The organism is Streptomyces sp. NPDC091416, assembly GCF_044756845.1.
Lineage (GTDB): Bacteria > Actinomycetota > Actinomycetes > Streptomycetales > Streptomycetaceae > Streptomyces.
The window spans coordinates 103,175-124,126 of the sequence record NZ_JBIVTU010000004.1 but is presented as its reverse complement, the minus strand read 5'-3'; the positions used below and the strand labels follow the sequence as shown (position 1 = coordinate 124,126).

The window sequence follows — 20,952 nt, the reverse complement described above, 5'->3', positions numbered from 1 at the left end:
GGCGTCCGGCACACGGCCACGGCGTCCCCGCGGCCGAGAGGGTGCGGTGTCCCGTCGGGCACCGCACCCCGTCCTCACCCCACCGAGCGCAGCGCCTCGTCGAGGATCCCCGCACCCTCCTCCGCCTCCGTGATGGAGAGCGAGAGGGGCGGCGCGATGCGCAGCACGCTGGTGTCGTGGCCACCGCCCTTGCCGATGAGCAGTCCGCCCTCCCGCGCCGCTTCGAGCACGGCCGCGGCCGCTTCGGGATGCGCCTCGTCCGTACCCGGCTTCACGAGTTCGATGCCGATCATCAGGCCCCGCCCGCGCACCTCCCGTACGCACTCCGAGGCTGCGCCGATCGCGCGCAGGCGCTCGATGAGCAGGCCGCCGACGCGGCGGGCGTTGCCCTGGAGGTCGTGTTCGAGGAGGTACGAGAGGTTGGCGAGGCCGGCTGCCATCGTGACCGGGGAACCGCCGAACGTCGAAATGGAATTGGCGTCCAGGCAGTTCATGACGTCGGCGCGGGCGACGACCCCGCCGATCGACATGCCGTTGCCGATGCCCTTGGCGAACGTGAGGATGTCCGGCGGACCGTTCCTCCCGTGCGCCTGCCAGCCCCAGAAGTGTTCGCCGGAGCGCCCCCAGCCGGTCTGCACCTCGTCGGAGATCCACAGGATGCCGTGCCGGTTCAGGACTTCACGGAACGCCGCGTACAGACCGTCGGGCGGTGAGGTGAACCCGCCGACGCCCTGGATGGGTTCGGCGATCAGCGCGGCGGGCGACCGGGTGTGGCCGAGCAGGTCCTCCAGGTCCGCGACGCAGGCGGCGATGAACTCCCCGTCGCCCAGGTGCGCGTACGGTCCGCGGCTGCGGACGCCCCCGTGCACGTACAGGGTCTGGAGCGGCGACAGACTGGTCGGCGACCAGGCGTTGTTGCCGGTGATGGAGACCGCGGAGAAGGACCGGCCGTGGTAGCTGTTGCGCATCGCGAGGATCTGGTTCGACCTGCGGTACGTGGTGGCCAGCAGCAGGGCCGTGTCGTTGGCCTCGGTGCCGGAGGTCGTGAAGAAGACCCGGGCGTCCGGGATGCCGGACAGCGTGGCGACGCGCTCGGCGAGTTCGACCATCGGCCGGTTCAGATAGAGCGTGGACGAGTGGATGATCCGCCCGGCCTGTTCGCTGACCGCCTTGGTGACCTCGGGCAGCGCGTGGGCGGTCATCGTGGTGAGGATGCCGCCGAAGAAGTCGAGGTAGCGGTTGCCGTCGGCGTCCCAGACGTGGCGGCCCTCGCCGTGGGTGATCTCCAGCGGGTGCCGGTAGTAGAGCGCCAGCCAGTCGGGACTGACGGCCAGGTGGCGGTGGTGCAGGCTGCTCACGGTTCCACCAGCCCTTCGTACGCGTCGGGGCGGCGGTCACGGTAGAACGCCCACTGCTGCCGGACTTCTTCGATGAGGCCGAAGTCCAGGTCTCGGACGAGCAGTTCCTCCTCCTTGTCGCTGGCCACCTCGCCGACGAACTGGCCGCGCGGGTCGACGAAGTAACTGGTCCCGTAGAAGTCGTTGTCGCCGTACTCCTCCTGGCCGACGCGGTTGATCGCGGCGACGAAGTACTCGTTGGCGACGGCGGAGGCGGGCTGCTCCAGCTGCCAGAGGTAGCCGGAGAGGCCGCGCGAGGTGGCGGACGGGTTGTAGACCAACTGGGCTCCGTTGAGGCCGAGTTGCCGCCACCCTTCGGGGAAGTGCCGGTCGTAGCAGATGTAGACGCCGACCTTGCCCACCGCCGTGTCGAAGACCGGCCAGCCGACGTTCCCGGGCTTGAAGTAGTACTTCTCCCAGAACCCCTTGACCTGCGGGATGTGGTGCTTGCGGTACTTGCCGAGGTACGAGCCGTCGGCGTCGATCACGGCGGCGGTGTTGTAGTAGAAGCCGGACTGTTCGACCTCGAAGACCGGGACGACGATCACCATGCCGGTCTCGCGGGCCAGTTCCCGCATCCGCTGCACGGTCGGGCCGTCGGGCACGGCCTCCGCCCAGCGGTAGTGCTCGGGTTCCTGCACCTGGCAGAAGTAGGGGGCGTTGAACACCTCCTGGAACCCGATGATCTTCGCCCCCTGCCGAGCGGCCTCACGAGCGTGTTCCTCGTGCTTGGCGATCATGGATTCGGTGTCGCCGGTCCAGGTCGCCTGGACGAGTGCGGCGCGTACGACGTGGGACATGAGCTGCTCCTTCGACGCGGCGTCAGAGAGCCTCTTCGCGTTTCTACGCCCGTAGACACGTGCGTAGGGGAGAACGTAAGCCCCGTCACACGGCGGGGCAAGACCATCGTCGTGAACCGGCGGAGTCGATCACGTTTCACACCCGTGCGGTCCAGTGCCGGGGCTCGGCCGGATGGCCCCGGGCCGTCCGGCGGAACGGGGCCGGGCAGCACCCCCGGCCAGGATCCGCCGGACAGCCCCGGAGTCTGCCGCTCGGATCGGGCCGGATCAGGGAGCGGGGTCGGGTGCGTGCGGCCGCAATGCGGAGGAGTGGGGCGCTGCGGAGCATGCGCGGCCTACGGCAACCCCGGAGAGGGTCTCCCCGGGTCGAGCGGGACCGAGGCCCGGGGAGCACCCGCCCGGCCGCGCACCCGGCACGATCCGAACGGGAGGCCCTGACCGGCACCCGCGACACGCACTGCTGTCGAGTCCCTGACCGATACCCGCGACACGCAGCGCCGTCGAGGCCCTAACCGATACCCGCGACACGCAGCGCGTGCTCGACGTCCCGTCCGCGGGCCTCGGACACCGTGCGGGCCGCCGCCAGCAGGTGGGGTACGAGGTGGCGCGGGTCGCTCGCCGCGATTCTGGCCGCGTCCTGCGGTGTCCGTACGCGGACGAAGGCGCCGAGCAGCGCCTGCGCCTGGGGGCCGCGGCCGGCCCGGTCCAGGGCGATCACGGCATCGGCGATCTCGGCGGGCGGCCGCGCCACGCCCTGACGCAGCAGCTGTCCGCAGTCCTCCGGCCGCCCCGCCCCGGCCAGCGCGTCCGCCGCGGCGGCCAGCTCGGCCGGGGGCAGCGAGGCGACCTCCCACAGCAGGGTCGCCCAGTCCGCGCCGAGCCCCGCCCGGTGGAGTTCGACGGCGAGGACCGGCAACAGTTCCGCGGGCCGGCCCGCCGCCTCGCAGAGCACGCCGTGGGCCTCGCCGCTCAGCCCTTCGGTCCGGAGCCGGACCAGGGTCGCGACCGTGGCCCGCACGGACTGCAGCGCGGCCTGGTCCGGCGCCGGCGCGGCGCGCCCCGGCGGCTCGCCCTGCGCGCGGGGCGAGCCGCCGAAGCGGGCGCCGCGCGGCTGGGCGGCCGCCACGGGCGGGACCGGCAGGACGGGCGCGGCGGCGACGGGCTCCTCCTCGGGCTCCAGCCCGGCGAAACGCGCGCCCCGCGGCTTCCTGCGGGACGGCCCGCCCGTGCGCACCGTCGACGGCCGGGGAGCTTCGCGTACGGCGTCGTCCGCGGCGTCGGCTGCCGCGTTATGTACGGCCGCGGGTTGCTGCGGCGGGGCCGCGGGCTCCGGTGTGCCGGGGCCGGGTTCGCCTTCCGCACGGAACCAGTCCGACGGAGCGGCGACGGCCGCCAGTCTCCTGCGCAGTTCCGTGCAGCGGGCCGACGCCCGGGCATGGTCGTCGCGGGCCCAGGCCACCGCCTCCGTGTCCGCCCCGCCCGCCTCGCCCCCGGTCCGGGCCACGCTCAGCCGCCGGGCCGCGTTCGCCTGTTCCCGCCGCATCAGCTCCAGGCGCTCCACGAGCTGCCGCTGGCCGCCGGGGCGGCGGTCATGGGCTGCGGCGGAGGCGGCGTAGAGCTCGGCCGCCCGCACCGAGGCGCGCTCCGCGAACGCGGCGCCGCGCACTGCGGCGAGGTCCGTGAAGAGCGACTCCACGACGTCCCAGGGCGGGATCTCGGCACCCGCCAGACAGGCTCGCATCCCCTCGGGATCACGCCGGCAGAAGACTCCGTACCAACCCCGCCCGGGATCGAGGAGCGCCGCCACCTCTCGCAGGTGGTGCGTGAACTCCCCTGTGGACACAGCATGCTGATGCACCGTCAACCTCGTCCTCGGCCGCCGTCGACTGGAACCTTCCAGTTCGCAGGCATTCGACCGCAGTCGTGTTACGGGACGGCTACACGCAGTTTTCACCCAAGGTCCGCGAGGAGCGCGGAAGTTGACGCGAGCACCCTTTCACGCACCGGCGGGACCCGCGCGTGCCCGGGCGGGCTCAGAACGTGATCGCGATCCCGGTCTGCGGCCGCTTGCCGAGTCGGACGATCATCGCCGGGTAGTCGAGCAGCCAGTACTTCCAGGTGTACTTGCGGGCAATGGCCTTGCGCACACCGGTCGTGCCCTGCTCGTCGAGCAGCCTGCCGGTCCCCTCGGCACTCGGGGCGCCCTCCGCGATCCGGCCGCGCACATCGCAGACGGTGACGCGGACGCGACTGTCGTTGCGCAGCCGCTTGACCTTCCATGAATCGCTCTTGGTCCAGACGAGCAGCTCGTCCCCGTCGGCAGCGGCCCACACCGGTGTGGCGACAGGGGTGCCGTTCTTCCGGTAGGTGGTCAGGCTGACGTACTCGCTGCGGGCGAAGTCCTGGAGGCTCATGGGCCCAACCCTACTCAGAGCCTTCGCCCTTCGCCCCGTTACCCGGCGAGTGGAACGATCTCCGGCTCCGGCGCGCATCGCAGGAGGAGTTCGTCCATGGACATGCCGAGCGCTCCGGCGAGCGCCGCCACGGTGAAGAAGGCCGGAGTCGGCGCACGGCCGGTCTCGATCTTCCGCAGCGTCTCGGCCGAGATTCCGGCGCTTGCGGCAACGTCGGCCATGCTGCGACGACCGCGCGCCTCACGGAGCAGCCGACCGAGCCGTTCGCCGCGCAGACGCTCTTCGGGGGTGAGAGGGGTTCGAACCATGCCGTCATTCTAATACCGCTTCGACCGGTATAGTAATTGGCATGGTGCAGCTCAAGACAGACACATCCATCGAAGCCATGCGCGAGGCCGGCCGGGTCGTCGCGCAGATTCTGACCGCCGTGCGCGAGGCGGCGGCGGTCGGCACGTCGCTGCGCGAACTCGACGGGGCGGCCCGCGAGGTCCTGCGTGAGGCCGGGGCCGGATCGCCGTTCCTGAACTATCGGCCGCACTTCGCGCCAACCCCTTTCCCCGGCGTGATCTGCGCCTCCGTGAACGACGCGATCGTGCACGGCATCCCGAACGACCTGCGGCTGCGTGACGGCGATCTGGTGAGCATCGACGCGGGCGCGACGCTCGACGGCTGGTGCGGGGACTCGGCGATCAGCTTCGTCGTCGGCCGCGCCCGGCCCGCGGACATCCGCCTCGTCGACACGGCCTTCGAGGCACTGGAGGCGGGCATCGCGGCGGCCGTCGTCGGCAACCGGATCGGCGACATCGCGCACGCGATCGGCACGGTCTGCCGCACCGCGGGCTATGGCATCCCGGACGGATTCGGGGGCCATGGCATCGGCCGGTCCATGCACGAGGACCCGGGCGTCCCCAACGAGGGACGGGCCGGCCGCGGAATGCCGCTGCGGCACGGCATGGTGCTGGCCATCGAGCCGATGCTGATCGGCAGCGGCCGGGACGAGTTCCATCCGGACCGGGACGGCTGGACCCTGCGTACGACCGACGGCAGCCGGGCCGCGCACGCCGAGCACACGGTGGCCATCACGGACGACGGCCCCCGGATCCTGACGGCCCTCTGACGGCCCCGGCCGGTAAGGACCGCCCCCGTCAGTTGTTCTTCAGGAACTCCTCGGCGAGACCTTCCCCAGCGGTCACCGCCGCGCTGTGGCTCTCGATCGGCGAGACGACGGAGTCCTTGAACAGGATGTACGTGACGCCGGACCCCACGCCGCCGGTCTTGGGATCCGGGTCGATCCCGAGCGCCTGGGCGGTGGCGTACGAGGCCTCGCCGATGATCCCGGCGGGGCCGGTGTCGCCGACGACGGCGTACTCCACCTTTCCCGCGTGGATGACGGCGGCGACACCGCCGCCCTTGATCCCCGAACGGCTGAAGTCCCAGAGGGCGCTGCGGCTCGGCACCACGACGTACGGAAGCTCCTCCGCGTCGAGTGGCCGGTCGCCGGATGTGTGGAAGGCGGTGTCGCCCTGGAACCACGGATCGGTTTCCACGTTGCAGGCCCGGGTCACCTCGCCGTCACAGTCGATGTCCAGGTCGGCCTTCCAGAACACGGCCCCGTTCATGCCGCACACCGGGACGGAGGGCGGGGCGCCCGCGTCCGTACGGTAGGAGCCGTTCGAGACCGGCTCGCACGCCGCGAGCTTGGCCAGCAACTCGGCCGCGCCTACGGGACTTTCGCCGGAACCGGGGGCGGCGCCGACGGGGCCTTCGCCGGACTCGTCAGCACCGGCGGGGCGGGGCGCGGCGGTATCGGCCGGACCGGTGCCGGACGCCGGGCGGACATGGGCGGCGGGAGCGAGGTCCACCGCGACCGGACGCGCTCCCGGCACCGGCACGAACCCGTCGGGCCGCAGCATCGAACCGTCCTGGGCGGCGGGCGTCAGGGATCCGGCCGCGAGCAGGGCGGCTCCGGAGACCGTGGCGAGGGCAAGCGTTCGCATACGCACCGTGGGGGGTGCCCTTCTGTGAGGTGTCTTTCCCTTGCTGACATCGGACAGGACACCCCCCCGGCATACCTCCGTCGAGGCTGCGGGGCCGGTCCGGCGCGCGTCACCCGCGCCCGGCCGGCCCCGCCCCCCGCACGACTACTGACACCCCCTCAGGCCGCTACCTGGACGGCCTCACCACCATGGCCGAACCGCCGCCGCGCCGCTCCGTCTCGGCCGCCGCCAGCCAACGCCCGTCCGGCAGCCGCTGCACGCCCGTCGCGGCCCCGATCTCCGGGTTGGGCTTGAAGACATGCCCCAGCGACTCCAGTTGAGCCCGGACCGGGCTGTTCCACAGCCCCGGTTCGAGCTCCGTTGCCGCCGCGTTGCGCTGGCTGGCGCGGGGCGCCGCGATGGCGTCCACCAGCGGCAGACCACGGTCGACCGTGCCGATCAGCGACTGGAGCACGGTGGTGATGATCGTGGCGCCGCCCGGCGACCCCAGGGCCAGCACCGGCTTCCCGTGCTTGAGCACGATGGTCGGGGAGATCGACGACCGCGGCCGCTTTCCGGGACCCGGCAGGTTCGGGTCGTGGACGGCCGGGGAGGCCGGCGCGAACGAGAAGTCCGTCAGCTCGTTGTTGAGCAGGAAGCCGCGCCCCGGCACGGTGATGCCACTGCCGCCGGTCTGCTCGATCGTCAGGGTGTACGCGACGACGTTGCCCCACTTGTCGGCAGTCGTGAGGTGCGTGGTGTTCTCGCCCTCGTACGTCGTGGGCGCGGCCGTCCCCGTACCGGCGCAGTCACCGGGGTGGCGCGGGTCGCCCGGGGCGAGCGGGCTGACGAGCACCGCGTCGTCCTTGATCAGGCACTCCCGCGAGTCGGCGAACCGCTGGCTGAGGAGCTCCTTCGTCGGCACGTCCTCGAACGCCGGGTCACCGACCCAGCGCCCGCGGTCGGCGAACGCGATGCGGCTCGCCTCGATGAAACGGTGCAGGTACTGTGCCTGGCTCGCCTTCGAAAGGTCGGTGGACTCAAGGATGTTGAGGGCCTCGCCCACCGTCGTACCACCGGAGGACGACGGCGCCATGCCGTAGACGTCGAGCCCGCGGTAGCCGGCCTTCGTGGGTGCCTGCCGCAGCGCCCGGTAGGAACGCAAGTCCTGCGCGGTCAGGTCGCCCGGGCGGACCACCCGGGCCGAGGCGGGGTCGACGGGCGGATTGCGTACGGTCCGCACGATGTCGTCGGCCAGCTTGCCCCGGTACAGTTCGCCGACCCCCTTGCGGCCGACCTCCTCGTACGTACGCGCCAGGTCGGGGTTCTTGAAGACCGAACCGACCTCGGGCAGGGCACCGCCCGGCAGGAAGAGCTTCCGGGTGGCGGGGAAGTCGGCGAACCTGGCCTGGTTGCCCTCGGTCTGCGACCGGAACGTGCCGTCGACGACGAACCCGTCGCGGGCCAGCTTCTCGGCCGGCTTCAGGACCTGCCGCAGCGATCTGCTCCCCCAGGCGTCGAGGGCGGCGTCCCAGGTCGCGGGGGTTCCCGGGGTTCCGACGCCGAGACCGCTGGTGACGGCGGACTCGAACGTGATGGGCTTGCCGTTCTCCAGGAAGAGCGAGGAGTCCGCGCTGCGCGGCGCGGTCTCGCGGCCGTCGATCGTCTCCACCGTGCGGGTGCGGGCGTCGTAGTGCACGAAGTAGCCGCCCCCGCCCAGCCCCGCCGAATACGGCTCGGTCACGCCGAGCGCCGCCGCGGTCGCGACGGCCGCGTCCACCGCGTTGCCGCCCTTGCGGAGCACCTCGATGCCCGCGGCCGTCGCATCGGCGTCGACGCTGGAGACCGCTCCCCCGTAGCCCGCCGCCACGGGCGACTTCACAGGCGGCGGGACCGGTGGCGCGGAGGAGGACGGGACGGCTGCCCCGACCGTCACCACTACGGCGAGAACACCTGACAACGACACATTCCGCACAACGGAACGCCTCATGCGCACCTCCAGTGAAGGATTGTCCGCGCAGGGTAGCGCCGCTCCGGCAACCCCGTCAGGACCGCCTCGAACTTGAGGCCGAATGCCCGCTAACATGCCCGCCCATGACTGACGACGTACGCAACATCGTGCTGGGCGTGATAGCCGCCGGCCTCAGCGCCGCCCTCGGCTGGATCGTGCGCACCTACATCTGGCGCCGCAAGCTCCGCCGCAAGCAGGCCTTCTTCGGGCTGCCCGGCAACTCGGAGTGCCTGCTCGTCGTCAACCGCGACGCGGGCGGTGACGGCGCCGTCCACCGCCACGACGTCTTCGCCCTGCTGGAGCTCTCCGCGCTGATCAAGGACTGCTCGGCGCACGCCCAGATACTGGCGCACGACGTCGCGCAGCAAGGATTCGGCGAACGGACCGAGTTCTGCGTCGGCGGTCCCGTCTCCAAGGCGCGGAGCACTCCAGGCCCGCGCCGTGTCGGCATTCCGTTCGCTCCGGGCCTCGCTCCCTAGCCTTGGCACTTGAGTTCCACCTGACACCACCTGTGCGACTCCTGGGTCTGCTGAAGGGTCTGATGCGGGGGTGTCAACTACTTGTGAAGTGGCGCCTCAGCTCCCGACACTTCCGCTTTGTGCCGCAAGGTCCAGCTGTTGATAGCAGCGGATCCTCACCTGGTACGGCGTGATGCAGCCGATGGTCGAGTGGAGCCGCTCCCGGTTGTGACGTTCCGCGATCCACCGGAAGACGTCCTGCCGAGCCTGCGCCCGGATTCTCCGGACGCTCGACCCGATCTCTGCTTTCAGGACGACGAAAAGGCTCGCCGCGGCAGCGTTGTCGAAGCACGAACCGGTGTGCCCGGCGCTCTGTCGGATGTCCAACTCGCCGAGTGGGGAACGGGCGGGTCAGTCACGTGCTGGGGTAATGGTGTGCGCGAGTTGGAAGCGTGAGTGCAGGCCGAGTTTCCGGTAGACGCGGGTGAGGGTCGCTTCGACCGTCTTCACGCTGACGGTGAGGGTGGTGGCGATGTCACGGTTGCTCGCTCCGGCGGCGGCGAGTTCGGCGCAGCGCTGTTCGGCGGAAGTGAGGCGGAGGTGGGCGTTGTGGTCCGTGGGGGCGGATTCCAGCCGGCCGAGGGTGTGCGCGGCGGTTTCGGCCCAAGGGTGTGCCTGGTGGGCGGTGAAGAGATCGGCGGCGCTTTGCGCGGCGGTGCGGGCGCTGGCGCGGCGGCGTCCGCGTCGTTCGGTGTGGCTGAGCGCCAGCAGGGTCCGGCCCCGTTCGAGGGGAAGGTGGCGGAGGCGGTCGGCCGCGTCGGTGAGGCGCCGGGCCGCGGTGTCGTAGTCGCCGCGGGCGGCGTCAAGAAGCGCCTGGGCGCGTTCGAGCGGAGGGAGGACCGCGTCCCTGCCGAGTTCGGTCGCGGTGCGGCGGGTGTCGTCCAGCAGGCTCTGTGCCTGGTCGAGGCGGCCGAGGGCGACGAAGGTCTCGGCTAGTTCGGGATGCCAGCGCAGGACGGACGGGTCGCGGACCTGCTGGAGCTCCTCCAGTGTGCGGACCTCCTCCAGGACCTCCAGGGCTTCCTTGGGGCGGCCGGTGGCCAGGAGGAGGCGGCCGAGGGCGAAGAGGTTGCGGGAGAGGAAGACCTTGTTGTCCTCCTGCCGGGCGGTGTCGACTCCGCGGCGTGCGTGGACGAGGGCGAGGTCAGTGCGCCGGGCGGTGCCCTCGACGAGGGAGGAGGTGTAGCAGGCCGGTGCGGGTGACAGGGCGGTCCCGTCGGTCAGCGCCTGGGCACGGTCGGCGTGGTGGAGCGCTCTGGCGCACCGTCCGGCGCGGAGTTCGGCCTCGGCGAGGCTGCGCAGGATGTCCACGGTCGCCTCGGCGTCTCCCGTCCGCTCGGCTTCGACGAGCAGGGGAAGCAGCATGGTGCGAGCCTCCTCGGGGTGGTCGTCGAAGAGTGCGTGCCGGGCGGCGAGGTGCTGGGGTGTGCCGTTGACCGGGATGGAGGCGGCGCGGGGCAGGAACAGGGCGCGGCTGAGCGTGGTCTCGGCGTCGGGGTGGCCGAGGACGCGTTGGAGGCGGGCCTGCATCGTGAGGGCCATGACGGTGGTGGTGGTGTCGCCGACGGTCTCGGCGAGGGCGGTGGCCCGGCCGGCGAGGGCGCACGCCCGGTGGGGGTCGCCCTCGTTGACATTGGCCCAGATCGATTGGCGGATGAGGATCTGTGCGGTGAGGCCGGGTCGTCCGGCCGCCGTGTGGAGTGCGTCGGCGAACAGTTCGTCCGCGCCGTGCAGGTGCTGGCCGCTCGCGTCGATCAGGGCGACGAGGGCGTCGACGCGCTGGTCGGGGGTGGTGTCGTGGCCCAGGACAAGGCGGGCGGCGGCCCGGCTGCGGGGGAGGTCGCCGTAGTGCGCGGCGTCGCGCACGGCGGTCAGGGCCCGTTCGGTGAGCAGTTCGCTGTCATCGTGCGAGGTGCGCTGGGCGGCGAGAAGGGAGAGTTCTGCAGCGAGTGCGTGGTCGCCGCGCTGCCGGGCGCGTACGGCAGCGCGGGCGGCGCGGCGGGCCGCCCGCGGGTCGGCGCCATCGGCCGCCAGCACGGTGTGCCGGTCGCGGCGGACGCTGTCGTTGCTGGCCTCGGCCAGGCGGGCGTGCAGAAGCCTGCGCGCGTGGCCCGGCAGCCGGGTTGCGAGTTCCGTGCCGATCGCGGAGGCGGTGAACTGCACGCTCCTGTCCGCCCGTCCGATCTCGAGCACACCCGCAGCCTCGGCCTGGGCGAGGAGGGCCTCGGCCGCCGGGCCGGCGAGGCGGCCGAGCAGTTCGACGTCGGGCCGGTCGTCCAGTGCGGCGAACGTCAGCAGTTCCTGTACCTGAGCCGGTACCTCGTCCAGCCATTCGCCCACCAGCCGGCGGGCAGTCGGCGGCAGGGCCGACTCGCTTTCACCATCCCGGTCCGAGAGCGGGCGCGAGGCGTCGGCCAGCGCCAGGGCCAGGGCCGGGTTCCCGCCGCTGTGGGTGTGGATGCGCGTGACCTCGCGGGGGGAAAGCCGGTACGGGGACAGCAGAGTCGCGACCTGAGGGGCCGCCAGGGGTGGGATGCGTACCGCGCACGTGTCCTCCCCGCACCAGTGGCCGGCGGCCCCCGGGCGCCAGATGCGCTCGGCCGCGATGACGGGAAGGTCCGGGGTCAGGCGCAGCGCCCAGCCCAGGACGGCTGCACTGGCGGGGTCCAGCCACTGGGCGTTGTCCACCACCAGCGTCATGGGCGGTGCCTCCCGCAGCAGAGCAGCGGTCAGGCGGCGCAGCCGCAGGGCACGACCGGCATCGTCCGGAAAACCAGACCGGCCGGCGGCCTCGTCGAGTGTCGCCGTCAGCTCCCGCGCGGCGGGCGATGCCGGTAGGGCCAGCGCGAGTTCGAGCAGCCCGGCACAGGCAACCCGGGCGTCCTGCGGGCCCGGAGCCAGCCGTAGGACCGGCAGGCCCGACTGCCGTCCCAGGACACCGGCCGCGGTGGTCTTGCCGCTTCCGGGCGGCCCGAACAGGACCACCCGGCGTGTGCCTTGCACATCTTCCGGCAGCAAGGGGCCGGTCTCGTGGGACGCGTTCACCCGCAACGCAGAGTCTCGCATCGGGCCATGGTGCGCTCACCGGGCCACCCCGGTCCAGGTCAAGGGGTTTCCCTGATGTCGGCAGCCCCCCTCGTCCCTAGCCTCATGGCCACAGCCGAGCCGACTGCCGCCGAACTCCCCCGCACCCCTGATGACGTTCTGCGGCATATCCCCGACAAGGCCCGGCGGAAGGATCTCGATGAACCGCAAGAACGCCCTGGCAGCCGCTGTCGCCGCAGCCCTCGCCCTGGGCACCGTGAGCCTGGTGGGCACCCAGTCCACCGCGGCAGCCGGCAACTCCACCGCCCAGCCCGGCGCCGGCTTCCAAGCAATGACGGCCGACACACGCAGCGAGGCGATACGCACAGCCGGCCGGAACGCGTCCGCCACCGCCCGCGAACTCGGCCTGGGCCCCGCCGAGCACCTGGTGGCCAAGGACGTACTGATCGACACCGACGGCACCCGGCACGTGCGCTACGACCGCACCTACAGTGGCCTGGCCGTGATCGGCGGCGACCTGGTGGTCCACCTCACCGAGGACGGCGACATCACCGGCTCGGACCTGGCGCACCAGGGCGCCATCAAGATCGCCGGCACCAAGCCGAAGCTGACGGCGGCCGACGCCTCGGCCAAGGCCGTGAAGCACGCCAAGCACGTGAAGAAGGCGAAGGCCGACAGCAAGGACAGCACCCTGGTGGTGTACGCGGCAGGCAAGGTGCCCGTACTTGCCTACCGCTCGACCGTCACCGGCGCGGGCGAGACCGGCCCGGCCTCGCGCGAGGCGGTGATCGTGGACGCCGAAAGTGGTGCGCTGCTGGACCAGTATGAACTGCACCAGAGCATCACGGGCACCGGAAACGGCGTCACCGTCGGCCAGGTCTCCATCGAGACCACCCAGTCCGGCAGCGGCTACACCCTCACCGACGCCGCACACGGCGGCACGATCATCTACGACTCCTACAACAGCCCGCAGACGAACCCGAAGCAGAACGCCCGGACCTTCTCCAAGACCTCCAACTCCTGGGGCAGTGGCACCACGTCCAGCCGCGAGAGCGCCGCCGTGGACGCCTCCTACGGCCTGGCGAAGACCTGGGACTACTACAAGGACTCCTTCAACCGCTCCGGCATCCGCAACGACGGCCGCGGAGCCCCCGCCTACGTGCACGTCGACAGCAGCCTGCTGAACGCCTTCTACGACGACACCTGCTTCTGCATGTCCTTCGGTGACGGCTCCTCGCAGAACAGCAACACCCCGGTGACCGCACTCGACGTGGCCGGCCACGAGATGAGCCACGGCGTCACCGCCGCCACCGCCAACCTCAACTACTCCGGCGAGTCCGGCGGCCTCAACGAGGCCACCAGCGACATCTTCGGCACCATGGTCGAGTTCTACGCCAACAACACCGGCGACCAGGGCGACTACTACATCGGCGAGAAGCTCAACATGTCCGGCGGCTACATGCGCCGCATGGACAACCCCTCCGCCGACGGGAACTCGCTCTCCTGCTGGACCTCGGGCGCGGGCTCGGTGGACGTCCACTACTCCTCCGGCATCGCCAACCACTTCTTCTACCTGGCCGCCGAAGGCACCGGCGCGAAAACCATCGGCGGACGCTCGCACAACGGAACCACCTGCAACAACGACACCTTCAGCGGCATCGGCAAGGACAAGGCCGCCGCCGTCTGGTACCGCGCGCTGTCCACCTACATGACCTCCACCACCAACTACGCCGGCGCCCGTACCGCCACCCTGCAGGCCGCTGCCGACCTGTACGGCACCAACTCCCAGGAGCGGTACCTCGTCTCCAAGGCGTGGGCGGCCGTCAGCGTCGGCACCGCCCTGCCCGACCCCGGCACCGGCACCCCCACCCCGACCCCGACCGACCCCACCCCCTCGCCGACCACGCCCCCCAGCGGGAACGCACTGGCCAACGGCAGCTTCGAACAGGGCACCAGCGGCTGGATCCAGAGCGACGACATCATCACCAACTCGGCCCTGCAGCCCGCGCGTGACGGGTCCTGGTACGCCTGGATGATGGGCTACGGCGCTGACGCCGTCGAGTCCGTGTCCCAGTCGAACATCGCGGTGCCCACCACCGGCACCCCGAAGCTCACGTTCTGGCTGAAGGTCACCACCCAGGAATCCGGCTCCACCGCATACGACACCCTCAAGGTCAAGATCAACGGCTCCACGCTGGCCACCTACTCCAACGCCAACGCCAGCGCGGGATACGTCCAGAAGACAGTCGACCTGTCCGCCTACAAGGGCCAGACAGTGAAGCTGGAGTTCGCCGGCACCGAAGACGCCTACCTGTCGACCATCTTCCTGGTCGACCAGATCGCCATCGGCTGACCGGTCCCTCTCCCCATCAGCACTCCTGCGACCGGAGCCCCTGTTCAGGTGCTCCGGTCGCAGGAGCCACCGCATGCGTGGGGGCGGCGCAGTCCTCACTCCGCGGGTTTCGCGCTGTGTTCAACAGCCCTCCCCCACTCAGTCGCGTACATGACAGAAAGAGTCACGAATGCCTTCCTGACAGGGTGAAGCCTCCCCGGTCGTGCGGCGTTTCGTCGTAGCGGGGCGACCACTGAGGCACAGTTGGTGACGGTGGGCGGGCGGCCTCGTAGAGGGTCTGCTCGACAAAGCGCGATATACCGGAGCCGCGCGGGCTCGCCGACAGCCTGCACCTGGCGCTGCAACAGCCACCGGCCGCAGCCCGGAGAACTCCCGACGTCCGGCCACGGGACCCAGCGCATGAAGCGTCGGGAGACACAGAAGCGCCACGTCCGCACATGCAGCGGTCGTCGCTCATGGCTCCCACCCTCACGGAGAAGGCCCCCACCGAAGCGGGGCCTCACGTTTCCGCAGGTCAGGAGGATGTCACGAAACTGAGTTCAAGGCTGGATCCTCGGAACGCGTCTGAACCGCCGGATGGCCGCGCACCTGCACTCGCTGCTGCCGGGCGTGAAGATCAACACGGACGCCGAACCGGGCCCGGACCGGGGCGCCTTCCAGATCGGCCCGGAGCGCTATCGGATGGAGAAAGGCGTGGCCGAGTACGTGATCCTCGCCCGCCTGACAGCAGGTCAGGAAGCGCGTCCGGTCTTCCTGTTCTGCGGCCAGCAGGCGATCACCAACCAGGCGGCGTCCCGCTATCTGGCCCGGAACTACGAGCGCCTCGCCCGCAAGCACGGCAACAGCACCTTCTGCCTGCTGCTGAAGGTGGTCAACTCGCAGGCGTACGGCCCCGATGTGGTGGAGCTGGTCTCGGACGTGACCCGCGCCGCACAGGCCCCCGCGCCGGCGAGCACGCCGCGGACGTCCCACCGCGCCCAGGGCTGAGAGCGGCGGATCCGCAGCCGGTGGCGCAGGCGGCCGGCGAGCCCCGGCCGGCCGCGGGGTCAGCCGCGCGGGGTCCGGGCGAGGAAAGCGGCCAGACCCTCCAGCAGCCGGTCGGCGTCCTCCTCGCTGTTGTACGGGGCCAGCCCGATCCGCAGCCCTCCCCCGTCACCCAGCCCCAGATGGCGCGAGGCCTCCAGGGCGTAGAACGAGCCTGCCGGTGCGTCGACCCCGTGCTCCGCCAGGAAGCGTGACGCGTCCGCCGCCGACCTGCCCGGGAAGGTCACCAGCAGCGTCGGGGTGCGCCGGACGGCGCGCGAGTGCACGACGACGCCGTCGAGAGCGGACAGCCCCTTCTCGATACGGACCCGCAGGGCGTCCTCGTGGGCCTCGATCTCCTCGAAGGCGATGGCCAGCCGCTCCCGGCGGGTGCCGTCGGCGCCCGGAGCGAGCGAGGCGAGGAAGTCCACCGCGGCCCGGGCCGCGGCCAGGAACTCGTACGGCAGGGTGCCCAGTTCCAGCCGCTCCGGTACCGCGTCGGTCGACGGCAGCAGCTTGTCGGGCCGCAGGGTCTCCAGCAGTTGGGGGCGGCTCGCCAGTACGCCCATGTGCGGGCCGAGGAACTTGTACGGCGAGCAGACGAGGAAGTCGGCGCCGAGCGTGTCCAGGCGGACGGAGCCGTGGGCCGCCAGGTGCACGGCGTCCACGTGCAGCAGGGCGCCTGCCCGGTGGACGAGCTCAGCGATCGCGGGCAGGTCGGGACGGGTGCCGATGAGGTTGGACGCTCCGGTGACCGCCACCAGGCGGGTCCGCGCGGACAGCACCTCGGCGAACCGGGCGGGCGGCAACTCCCCGCTGTCCGGATCGAAGTCGACCCACCGGACCGTCGCGCCGACGGCCTGTGCCGCCTGCACCCAGGGGCGGATGTTGGCGTCGTGGTCGAGACGGCTGACCACCACCTCGTCCCCCGGCCCCCAGTCCTTGGCCAGGGTCCGCGCCAGGTCGTACGTGAGCTGGGTGGAACTGCGCCCGAACACGATGCCGCGCGGCTGTGCCCCCACCAGGTCCGCGAGCGCCGCCCGCGCCCCGGCGACGATCGCCTCCGCGTTCCGCTCGCCCTCGTTCTGCGTACCCCGGACGGCGAGCGGACGGGACAGCGCCTCCACGACCGCGTCGATCACCGGCTGCGGGGTCTGGGTGCCACCGGGCGCGTCGAACCGGGCCGAACCTGCCGACAGGGCCGGGATCTGCGCACGGAGCGCGGGGACGTCGAGGGGCATGCGGTTCTCCTGGACATGAGCGGGGGCGGGACCGGACCTGGAGGGCCCGGGGGCGGCGCGGCAGCGGCTTCCCGGGTCGATCCTGCCTTGTGTGTGTACGGGGCACGCGCCCGGGTCGGCGACGGGGTGCGCGAGATCCGCGGGCGACGGACGGCGAACCCGGACACGGCGGGCCCGGGAGAGCCCTGACCGGACGTCCGCCTCAGGGCACGACACGTCCGCGCCGCAAGCGGGGTCATGGGCGGGCGGCTCGGCCGCTCACACCCGGATCCACCGCCTCAGCGCCTCGACCGTGTTCTCCGGCGCCGTGTTGAAGCACAGCCGGATTCCGGGCGCCACCTCGGTCAGGACGTTGAGCAGTCGCTCGAACAACAGGGTGTTCTCCGGCATCATGCGTACGCCACCCCCGATCATCGCCAAGCCGAAGGCATGCTCGCGCAGATGCTCCCGGACGGTCGACTCGGCGCGGTCCGGAGACGTGTCGATCAGACACGCGACGACATCGAACCCCGCCTCGCCCAGCGCCGCGTTCCCGGCTTCGATGCGGGCGGTGAGCGCGGCCTCGTCGATGCCTTCGGGCATCCGGCTGTAGTCGAGTGCACTCGGATGCACCCCGATGGACAGGACCTTCGTGTCTCTCGGCAGAGGCGTTGACGTCGTCGGCCGGCCCATGGGCGGAGCCCTCCCTGTTCGCGTGGCGTGACCTTTCCGGTCTACCACGGAAGCCGGGCGGAGAGCCCGCTCCGCCCGACCTCCCAGCTGCTCCCTCCGGCGCACCGGCGGTGGCGACTTCGAAACACCGGCAGCATCGCGCGGTTCTCTCCCCGAGGGATGGCGCGGTGAGGACGACGAATCCCGGAAGGCCGGGCTCAGAGGCCGGTGATCACCCATTCCTGCGCGGCGGATCCGTCGGCCGGCATCTGCACGATCCGGGCGCCGTCGCCCGTCGATCCGTCCTCGACGGCCGCGTACAGTCCGCTGGCCACGTTGACCAGGCGGTAGCGCTCCGCCGCTCCGGCGGGCTCCAGCTTCCACCACTGGTTGGGGCTGTCCGTGTCCGTCCACTGGTCCAGGCGCTCGCCGGGTGTGGTGGACGTCCCCGGGTTGTCGAGGACCTTCTCGCTCTTGACGTTGGACAGACGGAAGGACCCGTCGTAGTTCGGCAGGAGCCGCCACTGCTGGTTGGTGCCGCCCGACCAGGGCCACTGGATGATTGAGCCCCCGTTGCCGGTCGACTCGTTCGCCACGTCCAACGCCTTGCCGCCGCCGCGGTTGACCACCCGGAAGGTCCCGGTGAGCAGGCCGACCGTGACCTGGGTGCGGGCTCCCGGGGTGAGGGTCAGTCTCCGGACGTGGGCACCGAGCGGGGAGGCCGCCACGGGCGCGGTGGTGGCGAGCGACGTGATGCCGGGGCGGCACACGAAGTCGAAGGTCTGGGCGATGTCCGAGACGAGGGTGACCGTGGCGGTGCGCGCCCCCGTGTCCCAGGTGAGGCTCTCGACGAGGACGCGGTTGCGGCCCCGTACGCCGCGGATCGTGCCCCGGGTCAGTTGCCCGGGCAGCGCGGGAAGGATCTCCAGGAGGCCCGGCCGGGTGTGGACGAGCGACTCGGCGATGATCGCGGGCAGCGCGTTGGCAGCGTCGCTGTTGTAGGTGTGCAGGTCGGGGTTGTGCGAGGTCACCAGCGAGCGCCACACCATGTTGCTGCCGAGAACCTTGCGGATGTTGTCGTACACGCCCGCGCCGTCCTTCAGGCGGGCCCAGGCCAGGGCGCGGTGGAGGCTGCCGTGGGCCGAATAGTTCTCGTCCCCGCGCAGCCTGAGCGCCGTGCGGGCCGGCAGCATCAGGTCGGCCCGCTCCTCGGGGTTGATCTCGTGCAGGGGCCAGGCGCCGTACAGGTGCTGGACGTGCCGGTGGTTGTAGCGGTCGTTCAGGCCGGGCCAGGACCACTCGGCCAGGGCACGGTCGCCGTTGACCGTGTAGTCGGGCAGCCTGGCCAGGAGGGCGGTCCAGCGGGCCACGCCCTGCCCGCTCCCCTGCTCGACGTCGAGTGTGTTCGCGGCGTCGATGGCGGCCCGGAGTGCGTGGCGGCCGGCCATGATGTCGCCGGTGGCGTTGACGGACAGCATCTGGCCCGTGTTGGAGGGTGAGTTCTCCATGGAGAACGAAGGAACGAACACCGCCTTCCCGTCGGCGTCGGTGCGGGAGAGGAAGTCCTCGTAGAACAGGGCGAGTTCCATCAGGGCCGGGCCGAGCTTCTCACGGAGGAACGCCTCGTCGCCTGTGACCTGGTAGTACTCCAGGAGCGGGTACAGCATCCAGTCGGCGCCTCCGGTCCAGCACTGGCCGGGGAAGTCGCTGTTGTTGAAGTGGAGCATGTGGCCGTGCTCGCCGTCGGTTCGGGAGGGCGCGAGGAACCCGCGGGTGCCGTACAGGTTCGCGGCGTTCCTTCGCCAGTCGTCCAACTGGCCCAGCACCAGGTCGAAGTAGCCCTGCATGGCCTTGCCGTGGCTCAGGATGTTGCCGCCGGCGACCTGGAGATTGATGTTGGCGTCGGTGGTGAAGTCGTCGGCCCAGGCACCGTCCCAGGAGCCCGTCCAGACGCCCGTGAGGCGCGGGGGCAGGACGCCGCTGGAGCTGACGAAGAGGTACCGCCCGCTGTCGTACATCCGCTCCAGGAGCGCGAGGTCGACGACCGACCGGTCGTTGTTCTGCCGAGCGGTCAACTCGGACGTGGACAGCTTCCGGTCCGCCGCGGAGACGCCGAGGTCCAGACTGGAACCGTCGAACATGGCCCGGTGCAGCGGCGCGTGCCGGCCCAGGAGCGTGGCGTAGTCGGCGGGAAGGGCGGCCAGCGCGGCGTGCAGGGGCTTGGCGTCCCATCCGCCGGCGGATTCGTACCGGCCGAGCTTGGTGAGGAGGACCACCTTGGCCGCGCGGGAGACGACCAGTGTGTCGCCGCTGACCGCCACCGACGCCTTGTTGCCCGTGACCACGACCCGGGTGACGCCCTCGTACCCGTACGCTCCCTGGCCGGACGGGTAGGTGCCCCGCAGGTTGAGATAGCCCTGCCCACCGGAGACGGCGGCGATCGTGGTGAAGGAGACGTCGCCCGGCACACCTTCGAGCCCGGTGTTCACCTTGAGCGTGGTGTCGACGGTCTTCCCGGCGGCGGGGAGGAGTTCGTGTACGACGACCTTGTCGGACCGGGAGGCGAAGACGCGCCGCTTCCAGACACCGGCGCTGTCGGTCCACGTGTGGGTGAGCTCGCCGGTCCGGAAGTCGGTGATCCTGGCGTAGTCGTTGGCGGTGGTCGCGCCCGGGGTGCTGAGCTGCAGCTCGTATCCCGGGTGGAAGGTCTGGGTCCAGCGCAGGGACCAGCCTTCGGCGAAGGTCCCCGCGGCGCCCCAGTAGTCGCCGTCCAGGGCCTTGTCCCGCACCGCTCCGAGACGGTCGGCGAGGACGGGAGGCGTCACGTCCCGCGTGCCGTTGGGAAGCACGAACCGGTGGTGGTTGAGTACGACCTTCTCCAGGGTCGGCGCCCCGTGCAGCACGGCTCCGTACTCGCCGTTCCCGGTGACGAATCCGTCCGTCCACGACGATGCCGTCACGGTGTCGTACATGCCACGCTGCGGCAATGTCACCTGAGGCGGAACGGCGGCCGCGGCCTGTGCGGGCCGCAGGACTCCGGGCAGCGCCACCGTGCAGGCGGTGAGAGCGGCTGTGCCGAGGAAACGCCGGCGGTCGAGCGGACTGACGTGGGAGGTCATGGCATGACTCCTTCAGCAGGAGAAGAGTGGGGGAACCGGCGAGCAGCGGGGAAGTGCCGGGCGGCTGAGCGGCGGGCCGGGCCACGTTGCGGCTCTGGTCGGCCCAGTCGCTGAGAACGTAAACATTCGGGCGTGAATCGCTCCGTTGTGTTGCCGAGCCAGTGCAGCACGCACCACGACAACGCGTCAATATTTGTGCAGTCTTGTTAATTCTTGGGGAACTTAAGGGGGCGTACCCCCTCGGCGAGCCCCACGCACCCCATGCGGGGTGTGACCTGGAAGCACACAGGCGCACGGCGCCGCGATCGCGTAAACATTCCTCCCGGACGAACGAACCCGGCCACCCTCGCGCGGCACACCGTGGTCGCGCTCCCAAATTCCCCGCGAGGACGGATCGGATCCGG

Annotated in this window: 14 protein-coding genes and 2 pseudogenes; 4 read left to right on the top strand and 12 right to left on the bottom strand. The window is 71.3% G+C overall.

The window, feature by feature from the left end; translation table 11 throughout:
• Positions 1 to 74: 74 nt before the first annotated feature.
• The 5 genes from ACIQMX_RS14150 to ACIQMX_RS14130 all read right to left on the bottom strand — a co-directional run bounded on the left by ACIQMX_RS14150 (position 75) and on the right by ACIQMX_RS14130 (position 4,919).
• A complete protein-coding gene (locus ACIQMX_RS14150) occupies positions 75 to 1,358 on the bottom strand; it encodes an aspartate aminotransferase family protein (RefSeq protein WP_363078898.1) in 1,284 nt (427 codons plus the stop codon).
• The gene (locus tag ACIQMX_RS14145; protein WP_363078897.1) at positions 1,355 to 2,197 is read right to left on the bottom strand and encodes a nitrilase-related carbon-nitrogen hydrolase; all 843 of its coding nucleotides are present in this window, start codon (positions 2,195 to 2,197) and stop codon (positions 1,355 to 1,357) included. The genes ACIQMX_RS14150 and ACIQMX_RS14145 overlap by 4 nt, the downstream gene beginning before the upstream one ends.
• 508 nt (positions 2,198 to 2,705) lie before the next feature.
• Positions 2,706 to 4,061, bottom strand: coding sequence for a hypothetical protein (locus tag ACIQMX_RS14140; protein WP_402477743.1), 1,356 nt, complete (start codon positions 4,059 to 4,061; stop codon positions 2,706 to 2,708).
• Positions 4,062 to 4,230: 169 nt separating this feature from the next.
• Entirely contained in the window at positions 4,231 to 4,611 is a 381-nt protein-coding gene (locus ACIQMX_RS14135; protein ID WP_363078684.1) for a PPOX class F420-dependent oxidoreductase, read from the bottom strand.
• 38 nt (positions 4,612 to 4,649) lie between these two features.
• Positions 4,650 to 4,919: a helix-turn-helix transcriptional regulator gene (locus ACIQMX_RS14130; protein ID WP_363078682.1), complete on the bottom strand. Its 270-nt coding sequence runs from the start codon at positions 4,917 to 4,919 to the stop codon at positions 4,650 to 4,652.
• A 41-nt stretch (positions 4,920 to 4,960) separates the two neighbouring features.
• Between ACIQMX_RS14130 and map the strand changes: the two genes are divergently transcribed.
• Entirely contained in the window at positions 4,961 to 5,728 is a 768-nt protein-coding gene (gene map / locus ACIQMX_RS14125; RefSeq protein ID WP_402477740.1) for a type I methionyl aminopeptidase, read from the top strand.
• Positions 5,729 to 5,756: 28 nt separating this feature from the next.
• Here map and ACIQMX_RS14120 read toward each other — a convergent pair whose 3' ends face one another.
• Both ACIQMX_RS14120 and ggt read right to left on the bottom strand, forming a co-directional pair.
• Positions 5,757 to 6,608, bottom strand: coding sequence for a glycoside hydrolase family 75 protein (locus ACIQMX_RS14120; protein WP_402477737.1), 852 nt, complete (start codon positions 6,606 to 6,608; stop codon positions 5,757 to 5,759).
• A gap of 166 nt (positions 6,609 to 6,774) precedes the next feature.
• Positions 6,775 to 8,577, bottom strand: coding sequence for a gamma-glutamyltransferase (ggt, locus tag ACIQMX_RS14115; RefSeq protein ID WP_402477734.1), 1,803 nt, complete (start codon positions 8,575 to 8,577; stop codon positions 6,775 to 6,777).
• A 104-nt stretch (positions 8,578 to 8,681) separates the two neighbouring features.
• Here ggt and ACIQMX_RS14110 point away from each other — a divergent pair.
• Positions 8,682 to 9,020 (top strand): annotated as a pseudogene (locus ACIQMX_RS14110) (hypothetical protein); the annotation flags it as partial.
• Between the two features lie 153 nt (positions 9,021 to 9,173).
• Here ACIQMX_RS14110 and ACIQMX_RS14105 read toward each other — a convergent pair.
• Together ACIQMX_RS14105 and ACIQMX_RS14100 are read right to left on the bottom strand one after the other, a co-directional pair.
• Positions 9,174 to 9,443, bottom strand: a complete 270-nt coding sequence (locus ACIQMX_RS14105; RefSeq protein WP_363078674.1) for an integrase core domain-containing protein — start codon at positions 9,441 to 9,443, stop codon at positions 9,174 to 9,176.
• Between the two features lie 24 nt (positions 9,444 to 9,467).
• Positions 9,468 to 12,182: a LuxR family transcriptional regulator gene (locus ACIQMX_RS14100; RefSeq protein WP_363078672.1), complete on the bottom strand. Its 2,715-nt coding sequence runs from the start codon at positions 12,180 to 12,182 to the stop codon at positions 9,468 to 9,470.
• A 178-nt stretch (positions 12,183 to 12,360) separates the two neighbouring features.
• Between ACIQMX_RS14100 and ACIQMX_RS14095 the strand changes: the two genes are divergently transcribed.
• Both ACIQMX_RS14095 and ACIQMX_RS14090 read left to right on the top strand, forming a co-directional pair.
• Positions 12,361 to 14,514, top strand: coding sequence for a M4 family metallopeptidase (locus ACIQMX_RS14095; RefSeq protein WP_329029752.1), 2,154 nt, complete (start codon positions 12,361 to 12,363; stop codon positions 14,512 to 14,514).
• A gap of 564 nt (positions 14,515 to 15,078) precedes the next feature.
• A pseudogene (locus ACIQMX_RS14090) lies at positions 15,079 to 15,501 on the top strand (hypothetical protein); the annotation flags it as partial.
• A 59-nt stretch (positions 15,502 to 15,560) separates the two neighbouring features.
• On the opposite strand, the gene ACIQMX_RS14085 reads toward ACIQMX_RS14090, so the two are convergent.
• The 3 genes from ACIQMX_RS14085 to ACIQMX_RS14075 form a co-directional block, all read right to left on the bottom strand.
• Complete coding sequence (locus ACIQMX_RS14085) at positions 15,561 to 16,778, bottom strand: cysteine desulfurase-like protein (protein WP_402477729.1); 1,218 nt, start codon at positions 16,776 to 16,778, stop codon at positions 15,561 to 15,563.
• Between the two features lie 258 nt (positions 16,779 to 17,036).
• Complete coding sequence (locus tag ACIQMX_RS14080; RefSeq protein WP_402477727.1) at positions 17,037 to 17,390, bottom strand: hypothetical protein; 354 nt, start codon at positions 17,388 to 17,390, stop codon at positions 17,037 to 17,039.
• A 257-nt stretch (positions 17,391 to 17,647) separates the two neighbouring features.
• Positions 17,648 to 20,548 (bottom strand): glycosyl hydrolase family 95 catalytic domain-containing protein, encoded by a 2,901-nt coding sequence (locus tag ACIQMX_RS14075; protein ID WP_402477724.1) that lies wholly within the window; start codon positions 20,546 to 20,548, stop codon positions 17,648 to 17,650.
• Positions 20,549 to 20,952: the final 404 nt, after the last annotated feature.

What these genes read in the sequence shown, in the direction of transcription:
- ACIQMX_RS14085 (WP_402477729.1), bottom strand. Translation starts at nt 16,778, where the DNA reads ATGCCCCTCGACGTCCCCGCGCTCCGTGCGCAGATCCCGGCCCTGTCG.
- ACIQMX_RS14145 (WP_363078897.1), bottom strand. Translation starts at nt 2,197, where the DNA reads ATGTCCCACGTCGTACGCGCCGCACTCGTCCAGGCGACCTGGACCGGC.
- ACIQMX_RS14130 (WP_363078682.1), bottom strand. Translation starts at nt 4,919, where the DNA reads ATGGTTCGAACCCCTCTCACCCCCGAAGAGCGTCTGCGCGGCGAACGG.
- ACIQMX_RS14100 (WP_363078672.1), bottom strand. Translation starts at nt 12,182, where the DNA reads ATGCGAGACTCTGCGTTGCGGGTGAACGCGTCCCACGAGACCGGCCCC.
- ACIQMX_RS14075 (WP_402477724.1), bottom strand. Translation starts at nt 20,548, where the DNA reads ATGACCTCCCACGTCAGTCCGCTCGACCGCCGGCGTTTCCTCGGCACA.
- ACIQMX_RS14135 (WP_363078684.1), bottom strand. Translation starts at nt 4,611, where the DNA reads ATGAGCCTCCAGGACTTCGCCCGCAGCGAGTACGTCAGCCTGACCACC.
- ACIQMX_RS14120 (WP_402477737.1), bottom strand. Translation starts at nt 6,608, where the DNA reads ATGCGAACGCTTGCCCTCGCCACGGTCTCCGGAGCCGCCCTGCTCGCG.
- ggt (WP_402477734.1), bottom strand. Translation starts at nt 8,577, where the DNA reads ATGAGGCGTTCCGTTGTGCGGAATGTGTCGTTGTCAGGTGTTCTCGCC.
- map (WP_402477740.1), top strand. Translation starts at nt 4,961, where the DNA reads ATGGTGCAGCTCAAGACAGACACATCCATCGAAGCCATGCGCGAGGCC.
- ACIQMX_RS14095 (WP_329029752.1), top strand. Translation starts at nt 12,361, where the DNA reads ATGAACCGCAAGAACGCCCTGGCAGCCGCTGTCGCCGCAGCCCTCGCC.